This window comes from Nocardiopsis akebiae, assembly GCF_018316795.1.
Lineage (GTDB): Bacteria > Actinomycetota > Actinomycetes > Streptosporangiales > Streptosporangiaceae > Nocardiopsis > Nocardiopsis dassonvillei.
Genome location: NZ_CP074132.1, coordinates 2,306,653 through 2,332,968 on the forward strand (window position 1 = coordinate 2,306,653; position 26,316 = coordinate 2,332,968).

The 26,316-nt window shown below is 73.6% G+C and carries 24 protein-coding genes and 1 riboswitch; of the genes, 10 read left to right on the forward strand and 14 right to left on the reverse strand.

The window, feature by feature from the left end:
* Positions 1–101: 101 nt before the first annotated feature.
* From KGD83_RS09980 to macS, 3 genes are read left to right on the forward strand one after another with little or no spacing between them, the layout of a single operon-like run.
* Entirely contained in the window at positions 102–899 is a 798-nt protein-coding gene (locus tag KGD83_RS09980) for an alpha/beta hydrolase (protein WP_212643521.1), read from the forward strand.
* Entirely contained in the window at positions 896–1,813 is a 918-nt protein-coding gene (locus KGD83_RS09985) for a hypothetical protein (RefSeq protein ID WP_212643522.1), read from the forward strand. The genes KGD83_RS09980 and KGD83_RS09985 overlap by 4 nt, the downstream gene beginning before the upstream one ends.
* Positions 1,814–1,870: 57 nt before the next feature.
* Positions 1,871–2,992, forward strand: a complete 1,122-nt coding sequence (macS, locus tag KGD83_RS09990; protein WP_394358114.1) for a MacS family sensor histidine kinase — start codon at positions 1,871–1,873, stop codon at positions 2,990–2,992.
* 14 nt (positions 2,993–3,006) lie between these two features.
* Here the strand turns inward: macS and KGD83_RS09995 are convergent, their stop codons facing one another.
* Positions 3,007–3,600 carry a molybdopterin-dependent oxidoreductase gene (locus KGD83_RS09995; protein WP_212644357.1) on the reverse strand — a complete coding sequence of 198 codons (594 nt, stop codon included), beginning with the start codon at positions 3,598–3,600 and terminating at the stop codon, positions 3,007–3,009.
* 397 nt (positions 3,601–3,997) lie between these two features.
* On the opposite strand from KGD83_RS09995, the gene aroF reads away from it, so the two are divergent.
* Complete coding sequence (gene aroF / locus KGD83_RS10000) at positions 3,998–5,044, forward strand: 3-deoxy-7-phosphoheptulonate synthase (protein WP_212643524.1); 1,047 nt, start codon at positions 3,998–4,000, stop codon at positions 5,042–5,044.
* A gap of 75 nt (positions 5,045–5,119) precedes the next feature.
* Here aroF and thiI read toward each other — a convergent pair whose 3' ends face one another.
* The 7 genes from thiI to thiO form a co-directional block, all read right to left on the reverse strand.
* The gene (gene thiI / locus KGD83_RS10005) at positions 5,120–6,409 is read right to left on the reverse strand and encodes a tRNA uracil 4-sulfurtransferase ThiI (RefSeq protein WP_212643525.1); all 1,290 of its coding nucleotides are present in this window, start codon (positions 6,407–6,409) and stop codon (positions 5,120–5,122) included.
* Positions 6,410–6,715: 306 nt separating this feature from the next.
* The gene (locus KGD83_RS10010) at positions 6,716–7,741 is read right to left on the reverse strand and encodes a 6-phosphofructokinase (RefSeq protein ID WP_013154137.1); all 1,026 of its coding nucleotides are present in this window, start codon (positions 7,739–7,741) and stop codon (positions 6,716–6,718) included.
* A gap of 138 nt (positions 7,742–7,879) precedes the next feature.
* Positions 7,880–8,536, reverse strand: coding sequence for a response regulator (locus KGD83_RS10015; protein ID WP_212643526.1), 657 nt, complete (start codon positions 8,534–8,536; stop codon positions 7,880–7,882).
* A 196-nt stretch (positions 8,537–8,732) separates the two neighbouring features.
* A complete protein-coding gene (gene pknB / locus KGD83_RS10020; RefSeq protein ID WP_212643527.1) occupies positions 8,733–10,787 on the reverse strand; it encodes a Stk1 family PASTA domain-containing Ser/Thr kinase in 2,055 nt (684 codons plus the stop codon).
* Between the two features lie 435 nt (positions 10,788–11,222).
* A complete protein-coding gene (locus KGD83_RS10025; RefSeq protein WP_212643528.1) occupies positions 11,223–11,981 on the reverse strand; it encodes a thiazole synthase in 759 nt (252 codons plus the stop codon).
* A gap of 2 nt (positions 11,982–11,983) precedes the next feature.
* Positions 11,984–12,190, reverse strand: coding sequence for a sulfur carrier protein ThiS (thiS, locus tag KGD83_RS10030; RefSeq protein WP_013154133.1), 207 nt, complete (start codon positions 12,188–12,190; stop codon positions 11,984–11,986).
* Positions 12,191–12,195: 5 nt separating this feature from the next.
* The gene (thiO, locus tag KGD83_RS10035; RefSeq protein WP_212643529.1) at positions 12,196–13,392 is read right to left on the reverse strand and encodes a glycine oxidase ThiO; all 1,197 of its coding nucleotides are present in this window, start codon (positions 13,390–13,392) and stop codon (positions 12,196–12,198) included.
* Positions 13,361–13,472, reverse strand: a riboswitch (TPP riboswitch). It overlaps the preceding gene by 32 nt.
* 82 nt (positions 13,473–13,554) lie before the next feature.
* On the opposite strand from thiO, the gene KGD83_RS10040 reads away from it, so the two are divergent.
* Both KGD83_RS10040 and thiE read left to right on the forward strand, forming a co-directional pair.
* Positions 13,555–13,908, forward strand: a complete 354-nt coding sequence (locus tag KGD83_RS10040; protein ID WP_019610781.1) for an Rv2175c family DNA-binding protein — start codon at positions 13,555–13,557, stop codon at positions 13,906–13,908.
* A gap of 100 nt (positions 13,909–14,008) precedes the next feature.
* Positions 14,009–14,677, forward strand: a complete 669-nt coding sequence (thiE, locus tag KGD83_RS10045) for a thiamine phosphate synthase (RefSeq protein ID WP_212643530.1) — start codon at positions 14,009–14,011, stop codon at positions 14,675–14,677.
* Between the two features lie 70 nt (positions 14,678–14,747).
* Here the strand turns inward: thiE and KGD83_RS10050 are convergent, their stop codons facing one another.
* From KGD83_RS10050 to KGD83_RS10065, 4 genes are all read right to left on the reverse strand, one after another.
* Complete coding sequence (locus tag KGD83_RS10050; protein WP_212643532.1) at positions 14,748–15,752, reverse strand: zinc-binding dehydrogenase; 1,005 nt, start codon at positions 15,750–15,752, stop codon at positions 14,748–14,750.
* 155 nt (positions 15,753–15,907) lie between these two features.
* A complete protein-coding gene (locus KGD83_RS10055) occupies positions 15,908–16,798 on the reverse strand; it encodes an SDR family oxidoreductase (RefSeq protein WP_212643533.1) in 891 nt (296 codons plus the stop codon).
* 107 nt (positions 16,799–16,905) lie between these two features.
* Positions 16,906–18,231, reverse strand: a complete 1,326-nt coding sequence (locus KGD83_RS10060) for a DUF418 domain-containing protein (protein WP_212643534.1) — start codon at positions 18,229–18,231, stop codon at positions 16,906–16,908.
* Positions 18,232–18,346: 115 nt separating this feature from the next.
* On the reverse strand, positions 18,347–19,429 hold the full coding sequence (locus KGD83_RS10065; protein WP_212643536.1) for a polyprenyl synthetase family protein: 1,083 nt from the start codon (positions 19,427–19,429) through the stop codon (positions 18,347–18,349).
* Between the two features lie 1,046 nt (positions 19,430–20,475).
* Here KGD83_RS10065 and metF point away from each other — a divergent pair.
* The gene (metF, locus tag KGD83_RS10070; protein ID WP_212644358.1) at positions 20,476–21,405 is read left to right on the forward strand and encodes a methylenetetrahydrofolate reductase [NAD(P)H]; all 930 of its coding nucleotides are present in this window, start codon (positions 20,476–20,478) and stop codon (positions 21,403–21,405) included.
* On the opposite strand, the gene KGD83_RS10075 is transcribed toward metF, so the two are convergent.
* Both KGD83_RS10075 and bldD read right to left on the reverse strand, forming a co-directional pair.
* Positions 21,317–21,931: a GNAT family N-acetyltransferase gene (locus KGD83_RS10075; RefSeq protein ID WP_212643537.1), complete on the reverse strand. Its 615-nt coding sequence runs from the start codon at positions 21,929–21,931 to the stop codon at positions 21,317–21,319. The two genes, metF and KGD83_RS10075, sit on opposite strands and share 89 nt — an antisense overlap.
* Positions 21,932–22,273: 342 nt before the next feature.
* A complete protein-coding gene (gene bldD / locus KGD83_RS10080; protein WP_013154123.1) occupies positions 22,274–22,768 on the reverse strand; it encodes a transcriptional regulator BldD in 495 nt (164 codons plus the stop codon).
* Positions 22,769–23,267: 499 nt separating this feature from the next.
* Between bldD and pyrR the strand changes: the two genes are divergently transcribed.
* The 3 genes from pyrR (at position 23,268) to KGD83_RS10095 (ending at position 26,272) form a co-directional block, all read left to right on the forward strand.
* Positions 23,268–23,897 carry a bifunctional pyr operon transcriptional regulator/uracil phosphoribosyltransferase PyrR gene (gene pyrR / locus KGD83_RS10085; RefSeq protein ID WP_275956956.1) on the forward strand — a complete coding sequence of 210 codons (630 nt, stop codon included), beginning with the start codon at positions 23,268–23,270 and terminating at the stop codon, positions 23,895–23,897.
* Positions 23,897–24,805: an aspartate carbamoyltransferase catalytic subunit gene (locus KGD83_RS10090; RefSeq protein ID WP_212643538.1), complete on the forward strand. Its 909-nt coding sequence runs from the start codon at positions 23,897–23,899 to the stop codon at positions 24,803–24,805. Before pyrR ends, KGD83_RS10090 begins: the two co-directional genes overlap by 1 nt.
* A 165-nt stretch (positions 24,806–24,970) precedes the next feature.
* Entirely contained in the window at positions 24,971–26,272 is a 1,302-nt protein-coding gene (locus KGD83_RS10095) for a dihydroorotase (protein WP_212643539.1), read from the forward strand.
* Positions 26,273–26,316 lie beyond the last annotated feature (44 nt).

A 26,316-nucleotide genomic window follows, 5' to 3' on the forward strand; every position in this document is an offset into this window, starting at 1 on the left:
AACGGCTAGCCTCACGGCAGGAGCCAGGGTTTCCCGTGCCTCCGCTCCGGTCGCCGCAGACCCCCGTCCCCCGCGCACCGCACGATCCCTGGAGCCGCTCCGTGAGACCGACCGACGCCCCTCCCCTGATCCCGGGCGCTGAGCCGTTCAGTCACCGCGGGTCGGGCACGGGCGTCCTGCTCTGCCACGGTTTCACCGGCTCCCCGTACTCGATGCGTCCCTGGGCCGAGCACCTGGCCGCCGCCGGACTCAGCGTCGAGGCGCCCCTGCTGCCCGGGCACGGCACGGTCTGGCACGACATGAACCTCACCACCAGCGACGACTGGTTCGCCGAGGTCGAACGTGCCCTGCTGGACCTGGCCTCGCGCTGTGAGGAGGTGTTCGTCATGGGGCTGTCCATGGGCGGCGCCCTCAGCCTGCGCCTGGCCCAGAGGCACCCCAGCCTCGTGCGCGGGGTCGTGCTCGTCAACCCCTCCCTGGCGGTGGAGGACCGGCGCCTGCCCGTCATCGCCCCCGTCCGCCGCCTGGTCTCGCGGATCATGCCCTCCACGCCCGGTCTGGGCTGCGACGTCTCCAAGGACGACACCACCGAGGGCGGGTACGACCGCGTCCCCACCGCGGCCGCGGCGACACTCCCGAAGCTGTGGCGCGAGGTTCAGGAGGGCATGTCCGGTTTGCGAGCGCCGATCCTGGCCTACCGGAGCACCCAGGACCACGTCGTCGGACCGCGCAGTCTGCGTATCCTCGCTAGGAGAGCGGTCAACACCGGGCTGACGATCCACCTGCTCCACGACAGCTACCACGTGGCGACCCTCGACCATGACGCCGCCGTCGTCTTCGACGGGAGCCTCGCCTTCGTGCGAGAGCACAGTAGAAGCGGGGAAGGAGCCGACCGATGACGCAACGTCGGGGAAACGGCCTGCTCGCCGACGCCTACGTTCCGCTGATCCTGCTCGCGCCCCCGCACGCCGACCTCATGCTGGAGGCGCTCAGGCGCAGCGGCATCGCCGCCTACGCCGTGCCCCTGGACGAGGACGTCCTGGAGCCCGCGGGCAGCCAGGCCGACGACCCGCCCACCGACCACCTGTACGTGGACGCCGAGGAGCGGGCCGCGGCCGAGAGGGTCCTGGGCACCGAGCTGCCCGACCTGGACGGCCAGCACGGGACGCCCCCCGACCTGTTGGCGCCGCGCGGCGAGCCCCGTCCCGACGCCGACGCCGAGGAGGGCGGGGAGGCCGCCGCGCACGAGGCCCACGACGCCACGGTCGGCGGCGACCTGCTGGACGGCCCGCCCGACAACGTCGACCCCGACGCCGCGCCCGCCCGGCCCGCGGACGAGGACGATGTCTGGAACGACCTGGTCGCCCGCTTCTACGACGACGCCGACGCCCGGGGACAGCGCCGCCGCGCGGCCTGGCCCGACGCCGAGAACCTCAGCGCCCCGACAGGGGAGGCCTCCTCCGGCGGCGACATCCTGGCCGGCGGCACCGTCGGCGCCGGGGACGGGGAGGAGCGCGAGACGGCGGAGGAGGAGGCCCGGCGCCGGGCCGAGGCCGACCTGGAGGGCCACTACGAGCCCCCGCCACCGCCGCCCCTGCTCCAGGGCGACCGGGTGGGCATCGCGGCCTGGCTGTGCCTGCTGGGCGCGCCGGTGCTGGTGTTCGGGGCCGCGTTCGTCGGCGTCTCCCTGCCCAACTGGCTGATGTTCGCCGCGGTGCTGGCCTTCCTGGTCAGCTTCGTCGTGCTCATCCTGCGCATGACCGACTCCCGTCCGCCCGGAGACGGCGGGCCCGACAACGGGGCGGTGGTCTGACCCCTGGGCTTCGACTTCCCCCTCTGGCGCGCCTTCGCCGTCTTCCGCGCAGCGTCCCTGGTCTACGCCCTGTTCCTCCTCGTCCAGCACCACGAGCACCTGACCCGGCCCTGGCTGGCCTGGACGGTGCTGGCGGTCATGGTCGTGTGGACGGCGTTCACCACCCGCGCCTACGCCCGCCCGCACCTGCGCGACTGGCGCGTGCTCACCGCCGACCTCGCGGTGGCCTTCGCGTGCCTGTTCGCCACCGCCCTGGCGGCCACCCCGTTCTACCTCACCCAGGCCCCGCCGCTGAGCGGCTACTGGTTCGCGGGCACCGCCCTGGCGGCCAGTGTCATCTGGGGCGGGCGCGCCGCCGCGGCCGTCGCCGTGCTCTACGGCCTCGCCGACCTCACCCTGCGCACGGTCATGGACGCCGCCGTGACCGCCGCGACCGCCCGCGGCGTGGTCCTGCTGCTCCTGGCCGGACTGGCGGTCGGGTACATGTCCTGGATGTCGGAGCGGGCCGAACGGCGGTTCGCGCAGGCGGTCGCGCTGGAGGCGCGCACCCGCGAGCGCGAGCAGCTGGCCCGCTCGATCCACGACTCGGTGCTCCAGGTGCTGTCCCTGGTGAGCAGGCGTGGCGCCGAGGCCGGGGGAGAGGCCGCCGAACTGGGCCGGATGGCCGGTGAGCAGGAGGCGCGCCTGCGCGCGCTGGTCGCGATCGGATCGTCGCAGGACACCGCCGACGGGGCGGACGGAGCCGGCGCGGCGGCGCCGCCTCCCGCGGGGCGCGCGGCCGCGTCCGGGGCCGCGGTGGACCTGCGCGAGCCGCTGCGCCGCGCCGAGTCGGCCCGAGTGTCGGTGTCCGCGCCCGCCACACCCGTCATCCTGCCCGCGCACACCGCCGCCGAACTGACCGCCGCCGTGCTCGCCGCCCTGGACAACGTGGAGCGGCACTGCCCCGAGGGCGCGCGCGCCTGGGTGCTGGTGGAGGACGAGGACGACGCGGTGACCGTGTCCGTGCGCGACGAGGGCCCCGGCATCGAGCCCGGCCGCTTGGAGCGGGCCCGTTCCGAGGGCCGCATCGGCGTGGCCCAGTCGGTGCTGGGCCGTGTGCGAGACCTGGGCGGCACCGTCGAGTACGTATCGGTTCCCGGGCAGGGAACCGAGGTGGAGATGCGCGTCCCGCGCCGCTGAGGGCCCCGCACGGCTCACCGCCGCGGAGCCCGGCCCTGCTCCTGCTCCTGCTCCTGGTGGGAGAACCGCTGCTCCCGCCACGGGTCGCCCCGGTTGTGGTAGCCGCGCTCCTCCCAGAAACCGCGGCGGTCCGCGGTCATGTACTCCACCGCGCGCAGCCACTTCACGCTCTTCCACCCGTACAGGTGCGGCACCACCAGGCGCAGCGGTGCGCCGTGTTCGGGGGCCAGGGGCTCGCCGTCGCGGTGGGTCGCCAGCAGCACACCCTCCGCGAGGAAGTCGTCCATGCGCAGGTTCGCGCCGTATCCGTACTCGCCCCACGCCATCACGTGCGTGGCCTCCGGCGCGGGCGGGGCCGCGGCCACCAGGTCCGCGGCGCGCACCCCGCGCCAGGGCACGTCCGGGGCGCTGAACCGCATCACGCAGTGGAAGTCGCTCACCGAGTCCGTGCGCGGCAGCCGCGCGAACTCCTCCCACGTCCAGCGGTACGCCCCCAGGTCATCGGTCGCCCCCGTGACCCGCAGGTCCCACCGCTGCGGGCGGAAGACGGGCACCGGCCCGTAGTGCAGCGGCTTGTGCTCGTGGCGCACCGCCTGCCCGGGAGGCATCCGGGACCGGGCCCCGTCCGTGTCGTCCTCGTCCGTTCCCTCGGACACTTCCGTCCCCCTGCTCGTCTGTGGGCTCCCGCGGCGCGCCCGGCCGGTCGGCCGCGCGAACGCCTTCCCCGTGGGGAGAACGTGCGTGCGGCCATCCTGTCAGGCGCCGACGAGAGGCAGGTCACTCGCCCCGGGTGTGCGGACAGGCGGTGACCGTGCGCTATAGTTCCAGCCATGCAGCGGAACTTCTGGCGCTTTTATGGCTACCGGCCCGACACCCCGGTCGCCTGTAGAGCGCTGCGCTGACACAGACGACTTGAGCCCCGGGCCGGTAGAGCCCGGGGCTTTTCTCGTTCCGGGCGCCGGTCGGCTCGTTCACCCAACCGACAAGCAGCTAGGGACAACGCACATGGTCATCGTGATGGCGCCGGACGCCACCCCCGAGAACATCGACGATCTGGTCGAGCTGGTCTCCTCCGCGGGAGGCGAGGCCTACGTGACGCGCGGCGTGAGCCGCACGATCATCGGCCTCGTCGGCGACGTCGAGCGCTTCCAGGACCTGGGCCTGGCCGCCAAGCCGGGCGTCAGCGACGTCCTGCGCATCTCCGCCCCCTACAAGCTCGTCAGCCGCGAGAACCACGACAGCCGCACCGTCGTCAGCGTGCGCGGAGTGCCGATCGGCGGCGACAACGTCACCGTCATCGCCGGGCCCTGCGCCGTCGAGACCCCCGAGCAGACCCTGGCCGCGGCCCGGATGGCGCTGGAGGCGGGGGCGTCCCTGCTGCGCGGCGGCGCCTACAAGCCCCGCACCTCCCCCTACGCCTTCCAGGGCCTGGGCGAGGAGGGCCTGCGGATCCTCGCCGACGTGCGCGAGGAGACCGGCCTGCCCATCGTCACCGAGGTCGTGGACGCCGCCGACGTGGAGCTGGTCGCCTCCTACGCCGACATGCTCCAGGTCGGCACCCGCAACATGCAGAACTTCGCCCTCCTCCAGGCGGTGGGAGACGCGGGCAAGCCGGTCCTGCTCAAGCGCGGCATGAGCGCGACCATCGAGGAGTGGCTGATGGCCGCCGAGTACATCGCCCAGCGCGGCAACCTCGACATCGTCCTGTGCGAGCGCGGCATCCGCACCTTCGAGAAGGCCACCCGCAACACCCTGGACATCAGCGCCGTCCCGGTCGCCCAGAACCTGTCCCACCTGCCGGTGATCGTCGACCCGTCCCACTCGGGCGGCAAGCGCGAGCTGGTGCTGCCGCTCTCGCGCGCGGCCGTGGCGGTCGGCGCGGACGGCGTCATCGTCGACGTGCACCCCCACCCGGAGAACGCCCTGTGCGACGGCCCGCAGGCCCTCCTGCACGAGGACCTGGGCGAGCTGCGCGACCTGGCGGGGACCCTGGCCGCCCTGACGGGCCGCACCCTGACCCCGGCGCCGGGCCGCGAACTGGCCGGCCTGTGAGACCCGGGGCTGAACACGACGGCGCCCCGGCCCCGCCCCGCGTGCGGGGAGCGGCCGGGGCGCCGTCGTCGCGCGCTAGGCGGTGGCGGCCACCGAAGCGGACGCGGGCGCCACGCGCTTGGGCGCGGCGTCGCCCAGGAAACTGGGCTTGTGCACCTGTGCGGTGGCGACCAGGTGCTCGGCCAGCTCCTCGGCGTCCAGGCGCTTCTCGATCTGGCGCAGGTCCGGGATCTTGGCGGCGGTCTCCACCTGGCGCGGGGTCAGCATGGTGCAGCAGTCCTCGTCGGGCAGCTCCGAGATGGCCAGCGTCCCGATCCGGCGGGCCTGGTCCATGATCTCGGTCTTGTCCATGCCGATGAGCGGACGCAGGATCGGCAGGTCCACCGCGTCGTCCAGGGCGGTCAGGTTGGTCATGGTCTGGCTGGACACCTGGCCCAGCGCGTCCCCGGTGATCAGGCACTCCGCGTTCAGGTCGTCGGCCAGGGCCTCGGCGGTCTTGAGCATGAGGCGGCGCTGGGCGACGATCTGGAGGCGTTCGATCCCCGAGCTCTTCAGCTGCTGCTGGGCCTTGCCGAAGGGGATGACGAACAGCCGCGAACCCACCTGGTAGCGGTCCAGCTGGCGGACGAGGCTGTAGGCCTTGTAGATCGACTCCGGGCCGGTGAACGGCATGCCGGAGAAGTGCAGGAAGTCGACCTTGAGCCCGCGCCGGATCATCCGGTGCGCGGCGACGGGGGAGTCGATCCCGCCCGACATCAGCACCAGGCCGCGGCCGCTCATCCCGGCGGGCAGGCCGCCCTGGCCGGGCACGCCGTCGGTGAACACGAACGCCTCGTCCTTGTCCACCTCGACGAACAGGGTGTTGTCGGGGCGCTTGAGGTTGACCTGGTAGCCGTGTGCCTCGATGATCTTCGAGCCCAGGTACCCGGCCAGCTCCGACGAGGTCATCTCGAAGCGCTTGTCGCGGCGCCGGGCGCGCACGGCGAAGGTGCCCTGGCGGCCCTCCATGACGCGCACGCCGATGTCGGTGACGGCGTCCAGGTCCTTGGGCACGCGGCGGACCAGGTGCACCCGGACCACGCCCATGACGTTGGCCATGCGGTCGGCGATCTCGGCGACCTCCAGGTCGGAGGCCTCGGGCTTGCGCACGATGATCACGCCCGCTCCGCGCTGGGAGAGGCGGATCTCGCCCAGGTCGCGCACGGAGGCGCGGATGTTGTTGTGCAGTCGCCGCTCGAACAGCCTGCGGTTGGATCCCTTGAGAACGATCTCGCCGAGCTTCATGAGCACGCAGAGCTCGCCGAGCCCGGCGTCGGACCCGGCCAGGGCTGCGGGGAGCGGCGCGGACTCAAGCGACGCGGACATGGTGCTACCTCCGGTGGATGCCTTCGTGTCCCGGTGCGAGGTGGGAGCGGCGGGACGGGGCCGGGAGCGTCCATCGCCGTCCTCCAGTATCGAACATCCCGTCCACCGCTCCGTCCGTTTTCGGACGGGACGGGCGGGAGGCGGCGGGCACACGGCCGCCGCCCCGGACGCGGCGCGCCCCCTCCCTGGGAGCTGGGAGGGGGCGCGGATCGTTCCGGAGGGGGCCGGCGCGCGTGGCCGTCGGCCGGTCCCTCCGGGGGAGCCCCGGGACAATCCGGTTCCCGGGCTCCGGGCCGTGGGGTGTGCCTAGCCGAAGAAGACCTCGGCCTCCTCGTAGCGCGAGGAGGGCACGGTCTTGAGGGTGTCGGTCGCCTCGGCCAGGTTCACGCGGACGATGTCCGTGCCCTGGAGGCCGACCATCTTGCCGAAGGCCTTGTCGTGCACGGCCTCGATGGCGTTCACGCCCAGGCGGGTGGCCAGCACGCGGTCGAACGCGGTGGGCGTGCCGCCGCGCTGCACGTGGCCCAGGACCACCGATCGGGCCTCCTTGCCGGTGCGCTGCTCGATCTCGTCGGCCAGCCGCTGGCCGATGCCGCCCAGCCGCACGTGGCCGAAGGAGTCGGTCTCCCCGGTGGCCAGCTCCATCTGGCCCTCCTTGGGGTGCGCGCCCTCGGCGACCACGATGATCGGCGCGTACTGGGTCTCGAAGCGGCTCTCGACGTGCTTGACGACCTCGTCGATGTCGAAGGGCCGCTCGGGGATGAGGATGACGTTGGCGCCCGCGGCCATGCCCGAGTGCAGCGCGATCCACCCGGCGTGGCGGCCCATGACCTCCACCACCAGTGCGCGGTGGTGCGACTCGGCGGTGGTGTGCAGGCGGTCGATCGCCTCCATCGCGATGTTCACGGCCGTGTCGAAACCGAAGGTGTAGTCGGTCGCGTTGAGGTCGTTGTCGATGGTCTTGGGCACGCCGACGACGTTGACGCCGCGGTCGTGCAGCTGGCGGGCCACGCCGAGGGTGTCCTCGCCGCCGATGGCGACCAGGGCGTCGACGCCCAGTCCGGCCATGTTGTCCTTGACCCGCTCGACGCCGCCCTCGATCTTCATGAGGTTGGTGCGCGAGGAGCCCAGGATCGTGCCGCCCCGGGGCAGGATGCCGCGCACGGCCGTCACGTCCAGCGGCATGGTGTCGCCCTCAAGCGGACCGCGCCAACCGTCCCGGAAGCCGATGAACTCGTAGCCGTAGTCCTTGATGCCCTTGCGGACCACTGCGCGGATGACCGCGTTCAGACCAGGACAGTCCCCACCGCCGGTCAGCACCCCGACTCGCATACGAATTCTCCTCGACGTTGTGTGTTTTACGACGCATGGCGCCATATGGTCTAGACCATAGTGGGAGCGGTGATCCGGGGCCAACCCGGGGAGGAGAATACGCGGTGAACGCGCCCGGCGCGGAGGGCGCGCCCCGCGTCAATCGTCCAGGCCCCGGTCGATGGCGTAGCGCACCAGCTCCACCCTGTTGTGCAGGTGGAGCTTGGTGAGGGTGTTCTGCACGTGGTTCTGCACGGTGCGGTGGGAGATGCCCAGCCGCTGCGCGATCTGCTTGTAGGCCAGCCCCTTGGCGACCAGGCGCAGCACCTCGGTCTCACGGGGAGTCAGCTCCGGCGCCTCCGGCTCCCGGGAGTGGTCCGCCGACGAGAGCCTGCGGTACTCGCCCAGTACCAGTCCGGCCAGGCCCGGGGTGTATACTGCCTCGCCCGCGTGCACCCGGCGCACCGCGTCCAGCAGTTCCTCCCGCCCCGCCGACTTGACCAGGTAACCGGCGGCCCCGGCCTTCACCGCGGCCAGGACGTCGTCGCTGGCCCCGCTCGCCGACAGCACCAGTACCCGCGGCGGCCGGGACAGCGCCACCAGGCCCGCGGTCAGCTCGACTCCGCTCATGTCGGGCAGGTGCAGGTCCACGACGGCCAGGGTGGGGCGCGCGGCCGGAGCGATGCGCAGCGCCTTGGCGCCGTCGCCCGCGGTGCCCACGACCTCGATACCGGCCTCGCCGAGGTCGCGCGCGACCGCGTCGCGCCACATGGGGTGGTCGTCCACCACCAGTACCCGGATCGCCTCGCTCGCCATGCAGGCGACCCTATCCCGGGCGGGCGGCGCCCACGGCACGGGCCGACGACCGAGGCGGTGGAAGGGGGCAGGGGCCGCGCCGACCCCGCCGGGTGGCGGCGGCCGTGCCCCCGGCCGGGGCGGCCGCACACGGCGAGGGGGCGGGACCGACGGTCCCGCCCCCTCGCTTCCGGCTCAGCCCGCGCGCCCGGGCCGGTCAGTCGTCATCGTCGCCGCCGTTGCCGTTGCCGTTGCCGTTGCCGTTGCCCTCGCCGAAGTCGCCCAGGTCGATGCCGCCCGGAGTCGCGGTGATCGTGATCTCTGTTTCCTCGGGCGCCCTGCCCGTGTGCGACTGGTGCGCCACCTCGCGGCCGCCGAAGACGCGCTCGACCTTGACCTTGAAACCGGCCTCCTCCAGCGCCTCACTCGCCTCGTCGATCCGCATGCCGACCACGTCGGGGATGTCCACGCCGGGCGGACCGGTGGAGACGGTCAGGGTGACGGTACCGCCGGAGCCGATGCTGGAGCCGCTGTCGGGGCTCTGCTGGATGACCTTGCCCTCCTCGACGTCCGCGCTCTCCTCCTCGACCACCTCGACGGACAAACCCTCGCCCTCCAGCATCTGGCGGGCGGTGTCCAGCTCCTCGCCGACCACCGCGGGCACCGGGATGCCCTGGCTGACGGTGATGGTGACCTGCTCCTCCCGGTCGGCCTCCGCGCCCGCCTCGGGAGAGGTGGAGACCACCGCGCCGGGCTCGACCTCGGTGGAGCTCACGTCCTCCTGGACGATGTTGTCCGGGTCGAAGCCGAGGTCCTCCAGCTCCTTGAGGGCGTTTGCGGCGTCCATCTCGACCAGGTCGGGCATCTCCACCGTCTGCGGGCCCTTGGACAGGTACACGGTGACCACGTCGTCGGGGGACAGGCGGGCGCCCGCCTCCGGGTCGGTCTCGCCGACCGTGCCCGGCTCGGCCTCGCTGTAGACGGCCTCGGAGGACAGGTCGTAGCGCAGGCCCTCGTCGCGGATCATCTGGCTCGCGGCCTCGGGGTCGCTGCCCACCACGTCGGGGACGTTCTCGTACTGGCCGACCAGGAACCACCAGCCCGCGCCGAGCAGGACGATCGCCAGGACCGCCGCGCCGATCCCGACCAGCAGGTTGCGGCGGCGCCGGTCGTCGGGGCCGTCACGGTAGTCGTCGTACCCGTCGTCGCCGCCGTACCCGTCCTTGCCGCGGTCGTAGTCGTCGTAGCGGCCGTCGTCGAGCCCGGCCGAGGCCATGTCCACGACCATGGTCGCGTTCTCGGTGCCCGGACCGGCGCCCCCGGCGATGAGCTGGGGCGCGGTCACCGAAGCCGTGGTCGCCGCCGCCGGGGCGACGGGCGTCAGCGGGGCCTGGTCGGCGGCCGGGGCGGGGGGACCCGCGGGCAGGCCGTTGAGCACCGCCAGGACCTTGGCCAGGTACTGGCCCGCGTTGCTGGGACGGTACCTGGGGTCGCGCTCGGTGGCCTTGGTGACCAGCGCGTCGACCTCCGCGGGCAGGCCGGGCAGGAAGTGCGAGGGGCGCGGGACGTCCTCGTTGACGTGCTGGTAGGCGATCGCGATGGGCGTCTCGCCGGTGTGCGGCTGGCTGCCGGTGAGCAGCTCGTAGAGCATGATGCCCGCCGCGTACACGTCGCTGCGGGCGTCGGCGACGCCCCTCTCGATCTGCTCGGGGGCCAGGTAGGCCGCCGTGCCCATGAGGGTGCCCGTGCGGGTCAGCCCCTGGTTGGACTGCTCCACGGCGCGCGCCAGGCCGAAGTCGGCGACCTTGACCCGGCCGTCCTCGGTGATGAGGACGTTCTCGGGCTTGACGTCGCGGTGGACCATGCCCGCCTGGTGGGCGGCGCCGAGCGCGGCCAGCACCGGGGCCATGGCGTTCAGGGCGTCGTGGGCACCGAGCCTGCCCCGGGACTTGAGCAGGTCGCGCAGGGTGCGCCCGGGTACGTACTCCATGGCCAGGAACACGTGCCCCTGGTCCTCACCCTGGTCGAAGACCTGTACGACGTTGGGGTGGGAGAGCTTGGCGACGGAGTGCGCCTCGTTGATGAAGCGCTGCACGAAGGTCGGGTCCTGGGCCAGCGAAGGGTGCATCACCTTCAGGGCCAGCCGTCGGTCCAACCTCAGGTCGTGGGCGACGTAGACGGTCGCCATCCCGCCTCCGGCGATCCTGGACTCCACGAAGTAACGTCGGTCCAGGGTGGCGCCTACGAGCGGGTCGGAAGTCGTCATGTCCACGGCGGAGTAGTGTCCTTGCTGCGGGGAGCGCGGGCTGTCGCGGCCGGTGGCGCGTACCCGACACCGGGTGTCGAACCGACACGATAGCGGAAGCCCACGCCAGGTCTGCCCGGCGGTTCGCGGTCGCGCCGTCCCGTTCCGGTGTCGGTGGGGCCGGTGGGACCCCGGGGAGGCCTGTTCGGTCTCCCCGGAGGACGGGCCCCGGCCGGGGCCCTCCCGGTTCCGGCGGTGGGTGACCCACCGGTCGTCGGGTCGCCCCGTTCCCGGTGAGGCCCGCTCCGTCGGCGGTGGGGACGCTCGCGCCTGGGTTGTCGTGGTGTGCGGGATGCGCCCTTGCGGGGCCGCGCACTCGTTCCACGGTAGAGGACGCCGCCAAACTTCCCGGGCGGGACGCACCGGTCGGCGGGGCCGGAACGGGGAGCGGGGCCCGGTGGCCTAACTCACGGAGGGCGAGGAGGCCTGGGCGTAGCGCCGCACGGGGATGCGGCCGGCCAGGCGCGCGCCGCGGCCCGCGCGCACGGCGTCGCGCATCGCGGCGGCCATGCGCACCGGGTCCTGGGCGCGGGTCACGGCCGTGGCCAGCAGGACGGCGTCGCACCCCAGCTCCATGGCCAGGGCGGCGTCGCTGGCGGTGCCGATCCCCGCGTCCACGATGACCGGCACACCGGCCTGCTCCACGATCAGCTCCAGGTTGTGCGGGTTGCGGATGCCCAGCCCCGAGCCGATCGGGGCGGCCAGGGGCATCACCGCGGCGCAGCCCACCTGCTCCAGGCGCCGGGCCAGCACGGGGTCGTCGTTGGTGTAGGGCAGCACGGTGAAGCCCTCGTCCACCAGCTGTTCGGCGGCCTCCAGCAGCTCGACGGGGTCGGGCAGCAGCGTGTGCTCGTCCGCCACCACCTCCAGCTTGACCCAGTCGGTCTCCAGCGCCTCGCGGCCCAGGCGGGCGGTGCGCACCGCGTCGACGGCGGTGAAGCACCCGGCGGTGTTGGGCAGCGCCCGGATCTTGTTGCGGGTCAGGACGTCCCACACCGACCCCCGGGCGCCGGGGGACACCCGGCGCATCGCCACGGTGGTCAGCTCGGTGCCGGAGGTGATCAGGGCCTCCTCCAGGACCTCCAGGGAGGGGGCTCCGCCGGTTCCGGTGATGAGCCGGGACCCGAAGGAGGTTCCCGCGATAACGAGGTCGTCGTTCATCCTCAGCCTCCCTGCACCGCGGTGAGGACGTCCACGCGGTCGCCCTGGTTGAGCGGGCTCGCGGCCCACGCGGTCCGGCGGACCACCTCGTCGTTGACGGCCACGGCGACACCGCCGGGCGCCTCGGCGCCGGTCAGGTCGCGCACGACCGCTTCCACGGTCGTGTCGTCGGCGAACTCGCGGCGGTCGCCGTTGATGATCAGTTCCACTGCTACTACCTACTTGCGCGTCGTGCCGTGAAACGGCGGGCGTACTCGGGCAGGTCTCCGTCGGTCAGGGCCCCGGCCATGGCCTCACCGGTCACCGGGGTCAGCAGGACCCCGTGCCGGAAGTGCCCGGCGGCCAGGTGCAGTCCCGGGACCCGGGTGGGCCCCAGGAGGGGCTCGTTGTCGGGGGAGCCGGGGCGCAGCCCGACGCAGGTCTCGGTGACCTCCAGTTCGCTCACCCCGGGGACGAGTTCACGCGCGTCCCGCAGCACCTGCCAGAGTCCCCCGACGGTGAGCGAGGTGTCGTGGCCCAGCTCCTCCTGGGTGGCGCCGATGACTACCTCGCCGTCGGCGCGCGGCACCAGGTAGGTCGGGAATCCCCGGACCAGGCCGCGGACGGTCCGGCCCACGAGCGGCGGCTCCCCGTCGGGCACCCGGGCGCGCAGCAGCTGCCCCTTGACCGGGCGCAGCGGCGGGACCACGGGTTCGGGGACCGCGACGCCGTTGCCCCAGCAGCCCGCGGCCAGCACCACCTGGTGCGCGGGCAGGATCTGGCCCGCCGCGGCGTCCCCGGCCAGGCGCACGCCCAGCCGGGCGCCCCCGGGGCCGGGGGAGAGGACCTCCCCGACCAGCCCGCGGACCTCGGTGACGCCCGCGCGCCCGCCCGCCGCGGCCAGGGCGCGCAGCAGCCGCCGAGGGTCCACGGAGTGGTCGTCGGGGGCCAGGACGCCGCCGCGCACGGACGGGGCGAGCATGGGCTCCAGACGGCGGCACTCGCGGCCGGTCAGGCGCTCGGCGGCGATGCCCAGCCTCCGCTGGAGCGCGTGCAGTTCGGTCAGGACGGCCAGGTCGTCGCGGTCGAAGGCGACCAGCAGCGTGCCGGTGGCGCGGTGGCCCACGTCCAGGCCGCTGGCCTCCTCCAGTTCGGCGACGAAGTCCGCGTACATGCGGGCCGAGCGGATGCCCAGCTCCATGAGGGGCTCCTCGCCGAACGCCGCCTCGGTGGCGGGGGTCAGCATGCCCGCGGCCACGGTGGAGGCGGCGCGGGCGGGGTCGGACTCGACCAGGGTGACGCTCAGTCCGCGTTGGGCGGCCCGCCAGGCGGTGACCCGCCCGACCAGGCCGCCGCCGACCACGACGACGCGGTCGCGGTGGGAATCGTCGGAGGTGCGCACGGCTGTGGCTTCCACTCCCTTCGCCGGCATGATCCGGATCAGGTTCGTGCGGTCGGAGGCTCACAGCCTCCCTCTCAGCCGGGTCCCACCCGGCTCCCGCGGGATGTAGGGGTCCGTCCCCATTCTAGGACCCGTGGCCGGCGCACGCCGTGCCGGGGGGAAGGAGGTGCGCGGATGTGGCAGATTGGTGGTGTGACACAACGCGACATCGACACGCTGATCGGCGACTGGCTGACCCTCAAGGAGGCCGCCGCTCCGCTGGGCGTGAGCCCGAACCGGATCAAGACGCTGATCCGCGAGAACCGCATGATGGGTGTGGTCCGCGACGGTGAACTCTCCATCCCCGCGGCCTTCATCGACGGCGACGACCTGGTCAAGGGCCTGCCGGGGACGCTGCTGCTGCTCACCGACGCGGGCTTCTCCTCCGAGGAGGCCCTGCGCTGGCTGTTCACCCCCGACGACTCCCTGCCGGGCACGCCGATCCAGGCCATGCGCGAGAACCGGGGCACCGAGGTGCGCCGCCGGGCCCAGAGCCTGGCCTTCTAGTCCGCGGCCCCACGGGCCCGTTCGTGAACTGCTGGGGAGGGGCGCGCCGCCGCGTCCCTCCCCCTTGGGTCCCAACGCGCCAGGGCCTAGGGTGGACCGTGTGAGGACCAGCCACGGAACCAGCCTGCGCAAGCGCCTGGACGCATCGCTTCTGTACCTGTGCACCGACGCCCGGACCGGCCGGGGCGACCTGGCCGAGTTCGCCGACGCGGCCCTTGCCGGGGGAGTGGACATCATCCAGCTCCGGGACAAGGGCTTGGAGGCGCGCGAGGAGATCGCGGCCCTGGAGGTGATGAAGGAGGCGTGCGAGCGGTACGGCGCCCTGCTCGCGGTCAACGACCGCGCCGACATCGCCCGCGCCGTGCGCGCCGACGTCCTCCACCTGGGCCAGCGGGACCTGCCCGTGCCCATGGCCCGCGACATCATCGGCGCCGACCCCGTGATCGGCCGCTCCAACAACGACGTCGCCGCCGCGGCCGCCTCCGCCGAGGAGCCCGGCAGCGACTACTTCTGCGTCGGACCGACCTGGGCGACGCCCACCAAGCCGGGTCGCCCGGCCGCCGGGCTGGAGCTGGTGGAGGAGGCGGCCGCGCTGGGCACCGACCGCCCCTGGTTCGCCATCGGCGGGATCGACGCCGACAACATCGACCGCGTGCTGGACGCCGGGGCCCGCCGGGTCGTGGTCGTGCGCGCGATCACGGAGGCGGAGGACCCCCGGGCCGCGGCCGCCGCTCTGCGCCAGCGCCTGGCGGCCCGCGCCGGGGGCTGACCGGCGGCCGGGCGCCGAACGCCCGCCGGAGCCGCTCCGCCGGGGCCCGGCCGTTCGGTGCCGCCCGGTCCTAGGGAAGCAGCAGGACCTTGCCGAGCACCGTGCGCCCCTCCAGCGCGGCGTGCGCCTCGGCGGCCCGCTCCAACGGCAGTGTCAGGCCCACGTGCGGGGTGATCCTGCCCATGCGGGCCATCTCCAGCACCAGCCGCAGGTCGTCCCGTCGGTCGTCCTCGGCCTTCTTGAGGTCGAACAGCCCCAGGACCTCGATCCCGCGGCTCGCGGCCTCCCGCGCGTCCACATCCGTGAAGCTTCCGCCCGCCGAGCCGTAGCCGACGAACCGGCCGCCGTCGGCCAGGGTCGCGAAGGCCGCCGCGCCCAGCGCGCCCCCGGCGCCGTCCAGGACCACGTCGACCCCGGCGCCGCCGGTCAGCGCGCGCACCCGCTCCGGCCAGTCCGGCTCGGAGTAGTCCACGGTCTCCTGAGCGCCCAGTTCGCGGACCAGGGCCAGTTTGGCCCCGCCCCTGGCCGCGCCGATGACCCGTGCCCCGGCCCTGCGGGCCAACTGGACGGCCAGGCTGCCCGCCCCTCCGGCGGCCGCGGCGACCAGGACCGCGGTGCTGGGCCCGAAGCCCGCCGCCCGCTCCAGCGCCAGCGCGGTCGGCCCGTCGTGCAGCAGGGCCAGCGCCGCCCGGGGCGCCACCTCCTCGGGCACCCTGACCAGAGCCGACTCCGGGACCACGGCCCGCTCGGCGTAGCCGTCCACGGGCAGGGCGGGCCTTTCCGGCGTCCCGTCCGTGTGCCCGGTGCCGGCGACCACCGCGGCCCCCTCCCAGCCCGGGTCCACGCCCGGGCCTATCCGGACCACCCGCCCTGCCACGCCCGCGCCGGGGACGTAGGGGGGAGACACGGGGAAGTAGTCCAGCCCCCAGCCGCCGCGGACCAGGGTGTCCAGGTACATCACGTTCGCCGCGGCGACCTCCACCAGTGCCTGTCCCGGTCCCGCCTCGGGCTCGGGCACGTCCCTGACCACCAGGACCTCCGGACCGCCGAACTCCCGGACCTGTACCGCTCGCATGCCGTTCTCCCTCGGTGCGCACTGCCTGTCTCCGACACCGCTCAGCCTCTTACCTCAATGTTTGTTGAGGTCAAGGGTCGGGTGTCGGGGGAGATCCACGGCACAGGGGGCCCGCCCCGCACGGGCGCACGGCGCGGCGCGCGGGCGGGCCGCGGTCAGACCGCGACGTGCGACAGCGCGCTGGGGTGGCGCCGCAGGAAGCCCTCGATGGACTGGGCGGGATGGCCGGTCAGGTCGGGGACGGCGGGCGAGACCACGTCGAGCTCCCCGGCGGCGATCGCGGCGTAGGAGGTCACCCAGCCCTCGACCGCCCAGTCGGGGGCGTCGCCGCGGCGCGACTCCAGCGCCTCCTCCCGTGTCTGCGGCACGTAGCGCACCGAGCGACCGGTGAGCACGCTCAGCCTCTCCGCCGTCGCGCCCAGGGACAGCGCCTCCGGGCCGGTGACGTCGTGGCTGGTGTCGTGCGAGGCGCGCGCGGCCGCGGGATCGGTCAGCACGGCCGCGGCCACGTCCGCCACGTCGTCGCGCGAGACCCACGCGATCCGGCCGTCACCGGCCGGGCCCCGCACCGCGCCCCCGCCGTCCACCCAGTCGGGCAGCAGGTCCAGGTACAGGCTGGGCCTGAGGAAGGTGTAGCGCACCCCCGTGGACCGGATGTGCGCCTCGGTGAAGAAGTGCGTGCGCGCGAACGTGAAGGTGGACGCCGGGCCCGCGCGCAGGAAGGACAGGTAGACGATCCAGGACACCCCCGCCTTGACCGCGGCGTCCACCGCGCTCACGTGGACGTCGATCCGGTCCTCGGACTCGGTGGCCGAGACCAGGAACAGCGTGTCCACCCCCCGGCACGCCCGCTCGAAGCCCGTGGAGTCCTCGTAGGCCGCCATCGCAGCGCTGCTGCCGGGGTACTCGGGAGCGCGGTTGATGTCGCGTACGATGAGCCGCTGGGGCCTGCCCAGCCGCGCGATCCGCGCGGCGACCCGCCCGCCCAGCGCCCCCGTCGCCCCCGTCACCCCTATGGTGTGGTTTGTCGTGTGATCGTCGCCCATGACACCCCATCCTGCGTTACGAGGTCGTGCCGGACGCTGAGCGGCACGCGCCTTTTTGCGCCGCGGGGTCGGGCGCGGCGGGTTCGGCTCCCCCGGGGCCGCCGGGGTCAGGGCGCGGGACGCCCGCCGTCCGCCGGTCCCCGGGCCGGTCCGTGCCCGACCGTCCGACCCGACGCGCTCCCGGGCTCCTCCGCCTCCCGAGCGCCCCGCGCCACCGGGCGGCGGTAGGCCAGGCGGCGCAGCAGCGCCTCGGCCGGTCCGCGCCTGCCCGCGCGCTCCAGCGCGTAGGACGCCGCCACCGTCACCAGCCACACGCCCACCGCGAACAGGGCCATCGACCACGAGGCGAGTCCGCCGCCCAGCCCCAGGCCCCAGGCCGCCAGGAGCGGCGCGCACAGCACCGACTGGGCCAGGTAGGCCGACAGCGAGCGCTTGCCGGTCGCCGACAGCGCGCCGACCACCGCGCCCGGCGCGCGACCGCGCCGCTGGATCCGGTGCGCCGCCAGCGCGATCAGCGCCACGTAGCCCAGACCGCCGGCCAGTCCGGTCACCATGTGCGGCATGGTCAGCATGCCCGCCTGCGCGGGGGACAGGTCCCAGACCCCGATCTGGGCCAGGGCCATGGGCAGCCCGCCCAGCCATCCCACGCCGACGCCCAGGGCCGCGGTCCAGCGCAGCAGCCCCAGGTGCGCGCCCGGCTCCTCGAGGATCCGGCGGCGCGCGGCCCAGTAGCCGAGCAGGATCGCCGCGGGCACGACCATGCCCAGCAGTCCCTGGCCCAGCGTGATCAGCGGCCAGGCCGCGACGCGGCCCAGCGCGGCGCCCAGGATCGAGGCGTCGCCGATGTTGGCGGCCGTCCGGTCCATGCCGAACGCGGCGGAGGAGGGGGCGTCCGCGGGCATGAAGGCCAGCCCCAGCAGGCTGAACGCCGCGAGCAGGGCGGCCAGCCCGGTGAACACCCCCGCCCACACCAGCAGCGTGGCGTCCCTGCGCCGCAGGAACAGCCAGCCCAGGAGCAGCCCGGCCAGGCCGTAGGCGCCCAGGATGTCGCCCATCCACAGCAGCAGGGCGTGGACGAAGCCGAACGCGAGCAGCCACAGGTTGCGGCGGCGCAGCAGCGCGTTCACCTCCCGTGCGGACGAGCCCGCCGCCTCCTGGCGCCGGGCCAGCTGCACCATGCCGTACCCGAACAGGAAGGCGAACATCGGATAGCTGCGCATGTCCACCGCCATCACGATGGTGAACTGCGCGATCCGGTCCAGCGCGCCGCCGGGCTCCGGATGGACCCCGCCCCCGCTGGACGGGAGCGCCCACAGGTACCAGGCCGTGTTGGCGAGCGCGATGAACAGCAGCATGAACCCGCGCGCCAGGTCCGGTGCGAGGGCTCTCTCACCCGCGCCGACCGGACCGCGGGAAACGGTGTGCCCAGACATGGGAGACCCCCCGGTTTCGCGATATGTCGTGTCAGCGATTCAACCGGAGCGGGCGGACGGGCACAACAGGTCCCCGGCGGGCGCGGACCCGGGAAAGCCCCCTAGGGAAGGACCCTCAGGAGGAGCGCGAGGTGGCGGCCACGACCAGCTGGCGCAGCGGCTCGCGGGCGGATTCGTCCAGCTCGGGGCCGTCCAGGGCCGCGACGGCCCGGTCGGCGTACTCCGCGATCATCTCCTCGCACACGGCCAGCGCGCCCGAGCCCTCGATCAGGGAGCACATCCACTCCACCGAGGACACCGACAGGTCCGGCGCCCCCAGCAGCGAGCGGAACCGCTCTGCGTCGGCCGCCCCGGCGCGCGCCAGGGTCTCGGCCACCACCAGCGTCCGCTTGCCCTCGCGCAGGTCGTCCCCGGCGGGCTTGCCGGTGGTGGACGGGTCGCCGAACACCCCCAGCACGTCGTCGCGGAGCTGGAAGGCGATCCCCAGCGGGATGCCGTAGCCGGTGTAGACCCCGGCCAGCTCCTCGTGGCGGCCCGCCAGGGCCGCGCCCAGGTGCAGCGGACGCTCCACCGTGTACTTGGCGGACTTGTAGCGCATCACGCGCAGCGCCGCCTCGCGTGTGCCGGTGCCCCGCACCTGCTCCAGGGTGTCCAGGTACTGCCCGGCCATGACCTCGGTGCGCATCGCGTCGAAGGGGCGCCGCCCCCGGCCCAGCACCTCCGTCGGGAAGCCGCTGGCCTGGTACATCTCGTCCGACCAGGCCAGGCACAGGTCGCCGATGAGGATCGCCGCGCCCTGGCCGAAGCCCTCGCTGTCGCCGCTCCACCCCTGGTCGGCGTGCAGCTTGGCCAGCCGCTTGTGCGTGGCGGGCAGGCCGCGCCGGGTGTCGCTGTTGTCGATCACGTCGTCGTGGACGAGCGCGCACGCCTGGAGGAACTCCAGGGAGGCCGCCGCCCGTACCACGCGCTCGTCGTCGGCCGCGCCGCCCGCGCCCCGCCACCCCCAGTAGCAGAAGGTCGGCCGCAGGCGCTTGCCGCCGGAGACCATCGTCTCCAGCGCGTCCATGGCCGGAGCCAGCTCCTCCCCGATCTCCATCAGCTGGGCCCGGTGGTCGGCGCAGAAGGAGGTCAGTTCGCGGTCCACGCCGGAGCGGACCGCGAAGACGGCGGAGGCGGACGGGGAAGAGGAAGGCACCATGGACCGCAGGTTATCGGCTGTCGGACGCGGCCCGGTCCGGTTCCGCCCGTCCGGGCCGCGTCCGATTGGCCGCCACCACGAACGGCACCGTCACCAGCAGCGCCCACGAGCGAGGAAGAGCAGGAGAGCAAACCGACGCGGGCTGTCGTGGCGGCGACGGTATCGCCGCCACGACAGCCCACCCGACCCGGGTCCGACAACCGCTGGACGCGCGCGAACAAGGAAACTCACAGCCGCGTACGCGAACCCGCTTTGGTGTCCTCCGCAGAGAAGCCTCTGAGGACTACCGCCGACCTTTGCAGCTCGGCGGTGCCACGTGCCTCACAGCACCAGCTGGTTCCTGCCTCACCGGCCTGCGCCGGAAACAGGGTTCCCGGTCTTACCGTGCCTCCACAGGCGTTTAACGTCTCCGGCCGCCCCTCGGCGACGTTCACCCCCGGAGGTTTGGTCGTCACCACCGATCGTTGCTCAACGTGGCGGAGCCCAAGCAGAAAGTCGGAGTCGAAAACTGACCCATCCCGGCGTCAACGCCGGAGCTCTTTCGCTTTCGACCCCGCTGTAGAGCGGTACGCCCCACACCGCGGTCCAGACGGGCCCGGGGCGGGACCGCGAGCCCATCCGCACCCTGAACAGCTCGAGGGCCGGCCCCCACGTGCAAGCCGGCGGTCGCCGCGATCTCCCGGCCGCTCTCCAGGAGCAGGCCCCAGAATCAGGGCGGTGAGCGCCGCGGCGTAGACGAGCAGGGCGTCGTAGCTGGGCGGGGGCGGCGGCGCCACCGCCGAGAGCGCGAACCCGGCGAAGATGCACACCGCGAACGCGCAGGCCCGCGCCTGGAGCCGGCCGAGGCGCAGCAGCTGGGCGGCCCGGAACAGCGGAAGCGACCGGGGGACGGGGAGGGTGGGAGGGGGAGGGGCCATGCCGTGTCCCCGCACGTCGCGCCGCGCTGGAGTGGCGCGCGCCACGGGTCTCACAGGGTGGGACGACTCCTCCGCCGCGGGGATGTCTGACCTAAGCTGGTGCGCATGCTGGCTGCACCGACACTCCCTGTGGCGCCCCGAGGCCCGGCCCCCAGGCCGCGTCACATCCGCGAACTCCTCGACGCGGGCGAGCCGATGTTCTCCTTCGAGTTCTTCCCGCCCCGCACGCCCCAGGCGCAGGAGCGCCTGTGGCGCGCGATCAGGGAGATCGAGGCCCTCGGCCCCGCCTTCGTCTCGGTCACCTACGGCGCGGGCGGCAGCACGCGCGGGCTGACCGTGGAGACCACCGAGCGCATCGCGACCGACACCACGCTGCTGCCGGTCGCGCACATGACCCTGGTCGACCACTCCGTGGCCGAACTGCGCCACCTCGTCGGCCGCCTCGCCGACGCGGGCGTGTCCAACATGCTCGCCGTGCGGGGCGACCCGCCCGGCGATCCGGACGGGGAGTGGATCCGCCACCCCCAGGGGCTGACCTACGCCGAGGAGCTGGTGCGCCTGATCAAGGACAGCGGCGACTTCTGCGTGGGCGTGGCCGCCTTCCCCTACAAGCACCCGCGCTCGGCCGACGTCGAGACCGACACCGACCACTTCGTGCGCAAGTGCGAGGCGGGCGCCGACTACGCCATCACCCAGATGTTCTTCGACCCCGAGGACTACCTGCGCCTGCGCGACCGGGTGGCCGCGCGCGGCTGCGAGGTGCCGATCATCCCCGAGGTCTTCCCGGTGGTGCGCACCTCGTTCATCCCGCGCTCGGAGCAGCTCTCCGGCGCCCCCTTCCCGGCCGACCTGGCCGAGAGGTTCGCCTCCTTCGGCGACGACGCCGAGTCCGTGCGGGCCTTCGGCATCGAGCACGCCCAGCGCATGTGCGAGCGGCTGCTGGCCGAGGGCGCGCCGGGCATCCACTTCATCACCTCGAACCGGTCCACGGCCACCAGGCAGATCTACCGGGAGATCTCCGGTCACCGGAGCCCGTCAGAGGGAGCCGGGCGGCCATGATCGAGAAGGGCTGACCGGGACTGCCGGGGAAGCGGAAGTCCTCCAGCACCTCGGTGAACCCGCACGAGCGGTACAGGTGGCGCGCCGCCGAGGGTCCCGAACGCGTGGACAGCACCGCGGTGCGCTCCGGCCTGTCCCGGCACAGGGCGTGGAGCAGGGCGCGGCCCACGCCCCGGTTCTGCGCGTCCGGGAGGACGTGCACCTCGGCGACCTCCAGCGCGTCGGACAGGCAGCGGCGCGCCCGGCGGGCCCCGGCGCCCGCGCGCAGCCCCTCCGCCACCGTGTCGTGCCACCACTGGCCGCCGCGTCCGTGGAAGCCGTAGGCGAATCCGACCGGGAGGCCGCCGCGCACGGCCACCACCGCGCGAAAGCCCGGGTTGCTGGCGTGGCCCCTCATGACGGAGGCGCGCCCGGGCAACTGCTCCGGTGGCGGCCGCATGGCGGCCTCGTACACCTGGAGCAGCGCGGGGACGGCGTACGTGAAGGCAGGCGGGGCCAGCTCGCGCAACTCGGTATCGGCTACCACGGGCCAAGGGTAGTTCCCCGGTCCTTCCGCGGTCCTGCGGATTCGCGCGCGGGCGGGGTGCGCGCGGCGCCGGGCGGGGTCCTTGACGGGTCCGGCGGCCTGGGGTTAACTGGATCGTGTCGAACAGGAGTTCGACGCACTCCGTCGGACCCCCCTCCGGCGGGAGGGCGGCGCGGTCGGGTTGGGGAGGGGAAGCCCCACGTCCGGCCGCGCCGTTCCGGCCCCGTCCGCCGGCCAGTCCCCGGCCGGGCGGACACGACGAGAACCGGCGCCCCCTCGGGGCCGCCGGTTCTCGTCGAGCGGGTGCGGATCCGTTCGGTCGTCCCGGTGTCCGGGTACCGGTCAGAAGGCGTCGACCGCGCGGCGCGCCTCGGGGTCGAGGACGCCCCAGTTGATGAGCTCCTCGGTCAGGTCCCCGGGCGACTTGTCGTAGATGACCGCGAGTGAGCGCAGGTCCTCCTGGCGGATGGAGAGCACCCGCCCGTTGTAGTCACCCCGCTGGCTCTGGATTGTGGCGACGTAGCGGGACAGCGGTCCGGCCTTCTCCTGCGGCAGCTGCTGCATGCGCTCCAGGTCGATGACCAGCTTGGGCGTGGGGCCCAGCGGGGTGGGAGCGGCGCCGCCCGGCAGCAGCTCCGACATCGGCACGCCGTAGAAGTCCGCCAGCTCGGCGAGCTTCTGGACGGTGACGGCGCGGTCGCCGCGCTCGTAGGAGCCCACCACGACGGCCTTCCAGCGGCCGTGGGACTTCTCTTCCACCCCGTGCAGGGACAGGCCCTGCTGGGTGCGGATGGCACGCAGTCGCGCACCGAGGGACTTCGCGTATTCGGATGGCATCTTCTTGTCGCTCCCGGCCGTGACAGTGGCTGGCGTGGTGGGGGGACGTCCGCTCGAACTCGGCGGGCCGCCTGGGCGGTCCAGCGGATGGTCACGGGATGCAACCCCACCCGGCAGTGGTTACAGACAGTGACGGTAGGGGGGTCTGCCTTCCAGGTCAAGCCGTTGGTGTGAAACGCGACTAATCGGTGGCCAAACCGTGCGTAAGTGAGACACCTCTCATGTCAGGACCGAACAGGACGAGTCGTGCGTCACGATGGCACGAAAAGCCCGTTCCTCCTGGGTATTTCAGGTTTCGGCCCCTTCGTTGCCGTATCCACTGGGTGACGACATGACCACATTTATGGGGGTAAGCGTTCGCTTGTGGTGTGATCAGAGTCACATTAGTGACCTCGGGTCATCGACCGCCTCGCGGGGGTCGCGAGCGCCGCTGGTAGCGTGGCTCCGATCGACGTCCTTTAACGACCTGTTCAGTGAGGCAGGGAAGGGAGTCACTACTTTGCGTGCGCAAAAACCGACGGCCGGTGACACCGGTGGCGGTTCCCCCGCACCCGAGGTGCCCGAGGGCACCCGCGCCGTCCTCGACGGCAGCGAGATCGACCGGGCGCTGACCCGCATCGCCCACGAGGTGCTCGAACGCACCAAGGGCGGCCGGGGCGTCACCCTCCTGGGCATCCCCTCGCGCGGGGTCCCGCTCGCCCACCGCCTGGCACGGCGCATCGAACGGGTGGAGGACCTCACCGTCCCCGCGGGCTCGCTCGACATCACCATGTACCGCGACGACCTGCGCTCCGCCCCCGTCCGCGCCCTCGGCCGGACCGAGATCCCCCAGGGCGGACTCGACGACCGCGTCGTCGTCCTCGTCGACGACGTCCTCTTCTCCGGCCGAACCGTCCGCGCCGCCCTGGACGCCCTCGGCGACCTGGGGCGCCCCCGCGCCGTCCAGCTCGCCGTCCTGGTCGACCGGGGCCACCGCGAACTGCCCATCCGCGCCGACTACGTGGGCAAGAACCTGCCCACCTCGCTGCGCGAGAGCGTCACCGTGCGCCTGGAGGAGACCGACGGACACGACGCGGTGCTGCTCGGCCCGTCCCGCCCCCGCCCCGGCGCCACCGAGGGGAACGACTGATGCGCCACCTGCTCTCCACCGGCGACCTCTCCCGGGACGAGGCCACCCTCGTCCTGGACACCGCCGCCGAACTCGCCCAGGTAGGCGACCGCTCCGTCAAGAAGCTGCCCACCCTGCGTGGACGCACCGTGGTCAACCTCTTCTACGAGGACTCCACCCGCACCCGCACCTCCTTCGAGCTGGCCGCCAAGCGCCTGTCCGCGGACGTCATCAACTTCTCCGCCAAGGGCTCCAGCGTCTCCAAGGGCGAGAGCCTCAAGGACACCGCGCTGACCCTCCAGGCCATGGGCGCCGACGGCGTCGTCATCCGGCACAGCGCCTCCGGCGCCGCCCACCGCCTCGCCAACTGGGTGGACGGGTCCGTCCTCAACGCGGGCGACGGCACCCACGAACACCCCACCCAGGCCCTGCTGGACGCCTTCACCATGCGCTCGCGCCTGGGGCGCCTGGAGGGGCTGCGGGTGGCCGTCGTCGGCGACATCCTGCACAGCCGGGTCGCCCGTTCCAACGTGCTGCTGCTCACCACCCTGGGCGCGCACGTCACCCTGGTCGCGCCGCCCACCCTGCTGCCGGTCTCGGTGCACACCTGGCCGTGCGAGGTCTCCTACGACCTCGACGACGTCCTGCCCAAGTCCGACGTCGTCATGATGCTGCGCGTACAGGCAGAGCGCATGCACGAGTCGTTCTTCCCGTCCACGCGCGAGTACAGCCGCAACTACGGCCTGGACGGCGAGCGCCTGTCCCGCATGCCCGAGGACGCGATCGTCATGCACCCCGGCCCGATGGTCCGCGGCATGGAGATCTCCGCAGAGGTCGCCGACTCGCCCCGCTGCACCGTCACCGAGCAGGTCGCAAACGGCGTCAGCCTGCGCATGGCCGTGCTCTACCTGCTGCTCGGCGGCTCCTGACGGCCCTGCCGCGGGCCGCCGCGGCCCGCACCACCGCACCCGAGGGACGCGAGGCCCCGCCACGGGCCCGGGCGGCCGCGGCCCCGCGGCGCCCGGACCACCGGCGCGCCCCGGCACCCCGCGCCGCCCCTCCCCGACCCAGAACACGAGGAAGCCAACACCGCGATGCCCGACACCCACGGACCGCACCTGATCCGCGGCGCCCGCCCCCTCGGCGGCGACCCCGTCGACCTGCTCCTGGCCGACGGCCGGATCGCCGCGACCGGCCGGGACCTGGACGCCCCCGAGGACGTCCGGACCGTCGACGCCACCGGCCTGATCGCCCTGCCCGGCCTGGTGGACCTGCACACCCACCTGCGCGAGCCCGGCCGCGAGGACGCCGAGACCGTCGCCACCGGATCCCGCTCCGCCGCCATGGGCGGCTACACCGCCGTCCACGCCATGGCCAACACCGACCCCGTCGCCGACACCGCCGGCGTCGTCGAACAGGTCTGGCGCCTGGGCCGCGAGGCGGGGTACTGCGACGTGCGCCCCGTCGGCGCCGTCACCGTCGGCCTGGCCGGGGAGCGCCTCTCCGAGATCGGCGCCATGGCCGACTCCGCCGCCGGCGTGCGCGTCTTCTCCGACGACGGCATCTGCGTCTCCGACGCCCTGCTCATGCGCCGCGCCCTGGAGTACGTCAAGGCCTTCGACGGCGTCATCGCCCAGCACGCCCAGGAGCCGCGCCTGACCCAGGGCGCCCAGATGAACGAGGGCTGCGTCTCCGACCGCCTCGGCCTGCCCGGCTGGCCCGCGGTCGCCGAGGAGGCGATCATCGCCCGCGACTGCCTGCTCGCCCAGCACGTGGGCTCGCGCCTGCACGTGTGCCACGTCTCGACCAAGGGCTCGGTCGACATCATCCGCTGGGCCAAGGCCCGCGGCTGCGACGTCACCGCCGAGGTCACACCCCACCACCTCCTGCTGACAGAGGAGCTGGTGGAGGGCTACGATCCCGTCTACAAGGTCAACCCGCCCCTGCGCACCGCCGACGACGTCCAAGCGCTGCGCGAGGGCCTGGCCGACGGCACGATCGACATCGTCGCCACCGACCACGCCCCCCACCCCGCGGAGGCCAAGGAGACCGAGTGGTCCACCGCCGCCATGGGAATGGTCGGCCTGGAGACGGCGTTGGCGGTCGTGCAGCGCACGATGGTCGACACCGGTCTGCTGACCTGGTCCGACGTCGCCGACCGCATGTCCGCGGCACCGGCCCGCATCGGCCGCGTCCACGACCACGGGCGTGACCTGGCGGTCGGCCAGCCCGCCAACGTGGTCCTGTACGACCCGGCCGCCGCCGTCGACGTGGACGGCGCGGCCATGGTCAGCAAGAGCGGCAACACCCCCTTCCGGGGCATGACCCTGCCCGGCCAGGTGCGCGCCACGTTCCTGCGCGGCGCCCCGACCGTCCTGGAGGGGAAGATCCAGTGAGCACAGCACAGAACACCCGGGCCGCCGACGGCCCGGCGGAGGAG

What these genes read in the sequence shown, in the direction of transcription:
- KGD83_RS09985 (WP_212643522.1), top strand. Translation starts at nt 896, where the DNA reads ATGACGCAACGTCGGGGAAACGGCCTGCTCGCCGACGCCTACGTTCCG.
- KGD83_RS09995 (WP_212644357.1), bottom strand. Translation starts at nt 3,600, where the DNA reads ATGCCTCCCGGGCAGGCGGTGCGCCACGAGCACAAGCCGCTGCACTAC.
- aroF (WP_212643524.1), top strand. Translation starts at nt 3,998, where the DNA reads ATGGTCATCGTGATGGCGCCGGACGCCACCCCCGAGAACATCGACGAT.
- thiI (WP_212643525.1), bottom strand. Translation starts at nt 6,409, where the DNA reads ATGTCCGCGTCGCTTGAGTCCGCGCCGCTCCCCGCAGCCCTGGCCGGG.
- KGD83_RS10010 (WP_013154137.1), bottom strand. Translation starts at nt 7,741, where the DNA reads ATGCGAGTCGGGGTGCTGACCGGCGGTGGGGACTGTCCTGGTCTGAAC.
- KGD83_RS10015 (WP_212643526.1), bottom strand. Translation starts at nt 8,536, where the DNA reads ATGGCGAGCGAGGCGATCCGGGTACTGGTGGTGGACGACCACCCCATG.
- KGD83_RS10025 (WP_212643528.1), bottom strand. Translation starts at nt 11,981, where the DNA reads ATGAACGACGACCTCGTTATCGCGGGAACCTCCTTCGGGTCCCGGCTC.
- thiO (WP_212643529.1), bottom strand. Translation starts at nt 13,392, where the DNA reads ATGCCGGCGAAGGGAGTGGAAGCCACAGCCGTGCGCACCTCCGACGAT.
- KGD83_RS10050 (WP_212643532.1), bottom strand. Translation starts at nt 15,752, where the DNA reads ATGCGAGCGGTACAGGTCCGGGAGTTCGGCGGTCCGGAGGTCCTGGTG.
- KGD83_RS10055 (WP_212643533.1), bottom strand. Translation starts at nt 16,798, where the DNA reads ATGGGCGACGATCACACGACAAACCACACCATAGGGGTGACGGGGGCG.
- KGD83_RS10060 (WP_212643534.1), bottom strand. Translation starts at nt 18,231, where the DNA reads ATGTCTGGGCACACCGTTTCCCGCGGTCCGGTCGGCGCGGGTGAGAGA.
- KGD83_RS10065 (WP_212643536.1), bottom strand. Translation starts at nt 19,429, where the DNA reads ATGGTGCCTTCCTCTTCCCCGTCCGCCTCCGCCGTCTTCGCGGTCCGC.
- bldD (WP_013154123.1), bottom strand. Translation starts at nt 22,768, where the DNA reads ATGCCATCCGAATACGCGAAGTCCCTCGGTGCGCGACTGCGTGCCATC.
- KGD83_RS10090 (WP_212643538.1), top strand. Translation starts at nt 23,897, where the DNA reads ATGCGCCACCTGCTCTCCACCGGCGACCTCTCCCGGGACGAGGCCACC.
- KGD83_RS10095 (WP_212643539.1), top strand. Translation starts at nt 24,971, where the DNA reads ATGCCCGACACCCACGGACCGCACCTGATCCGCGGCGCCCGCCCCCTC.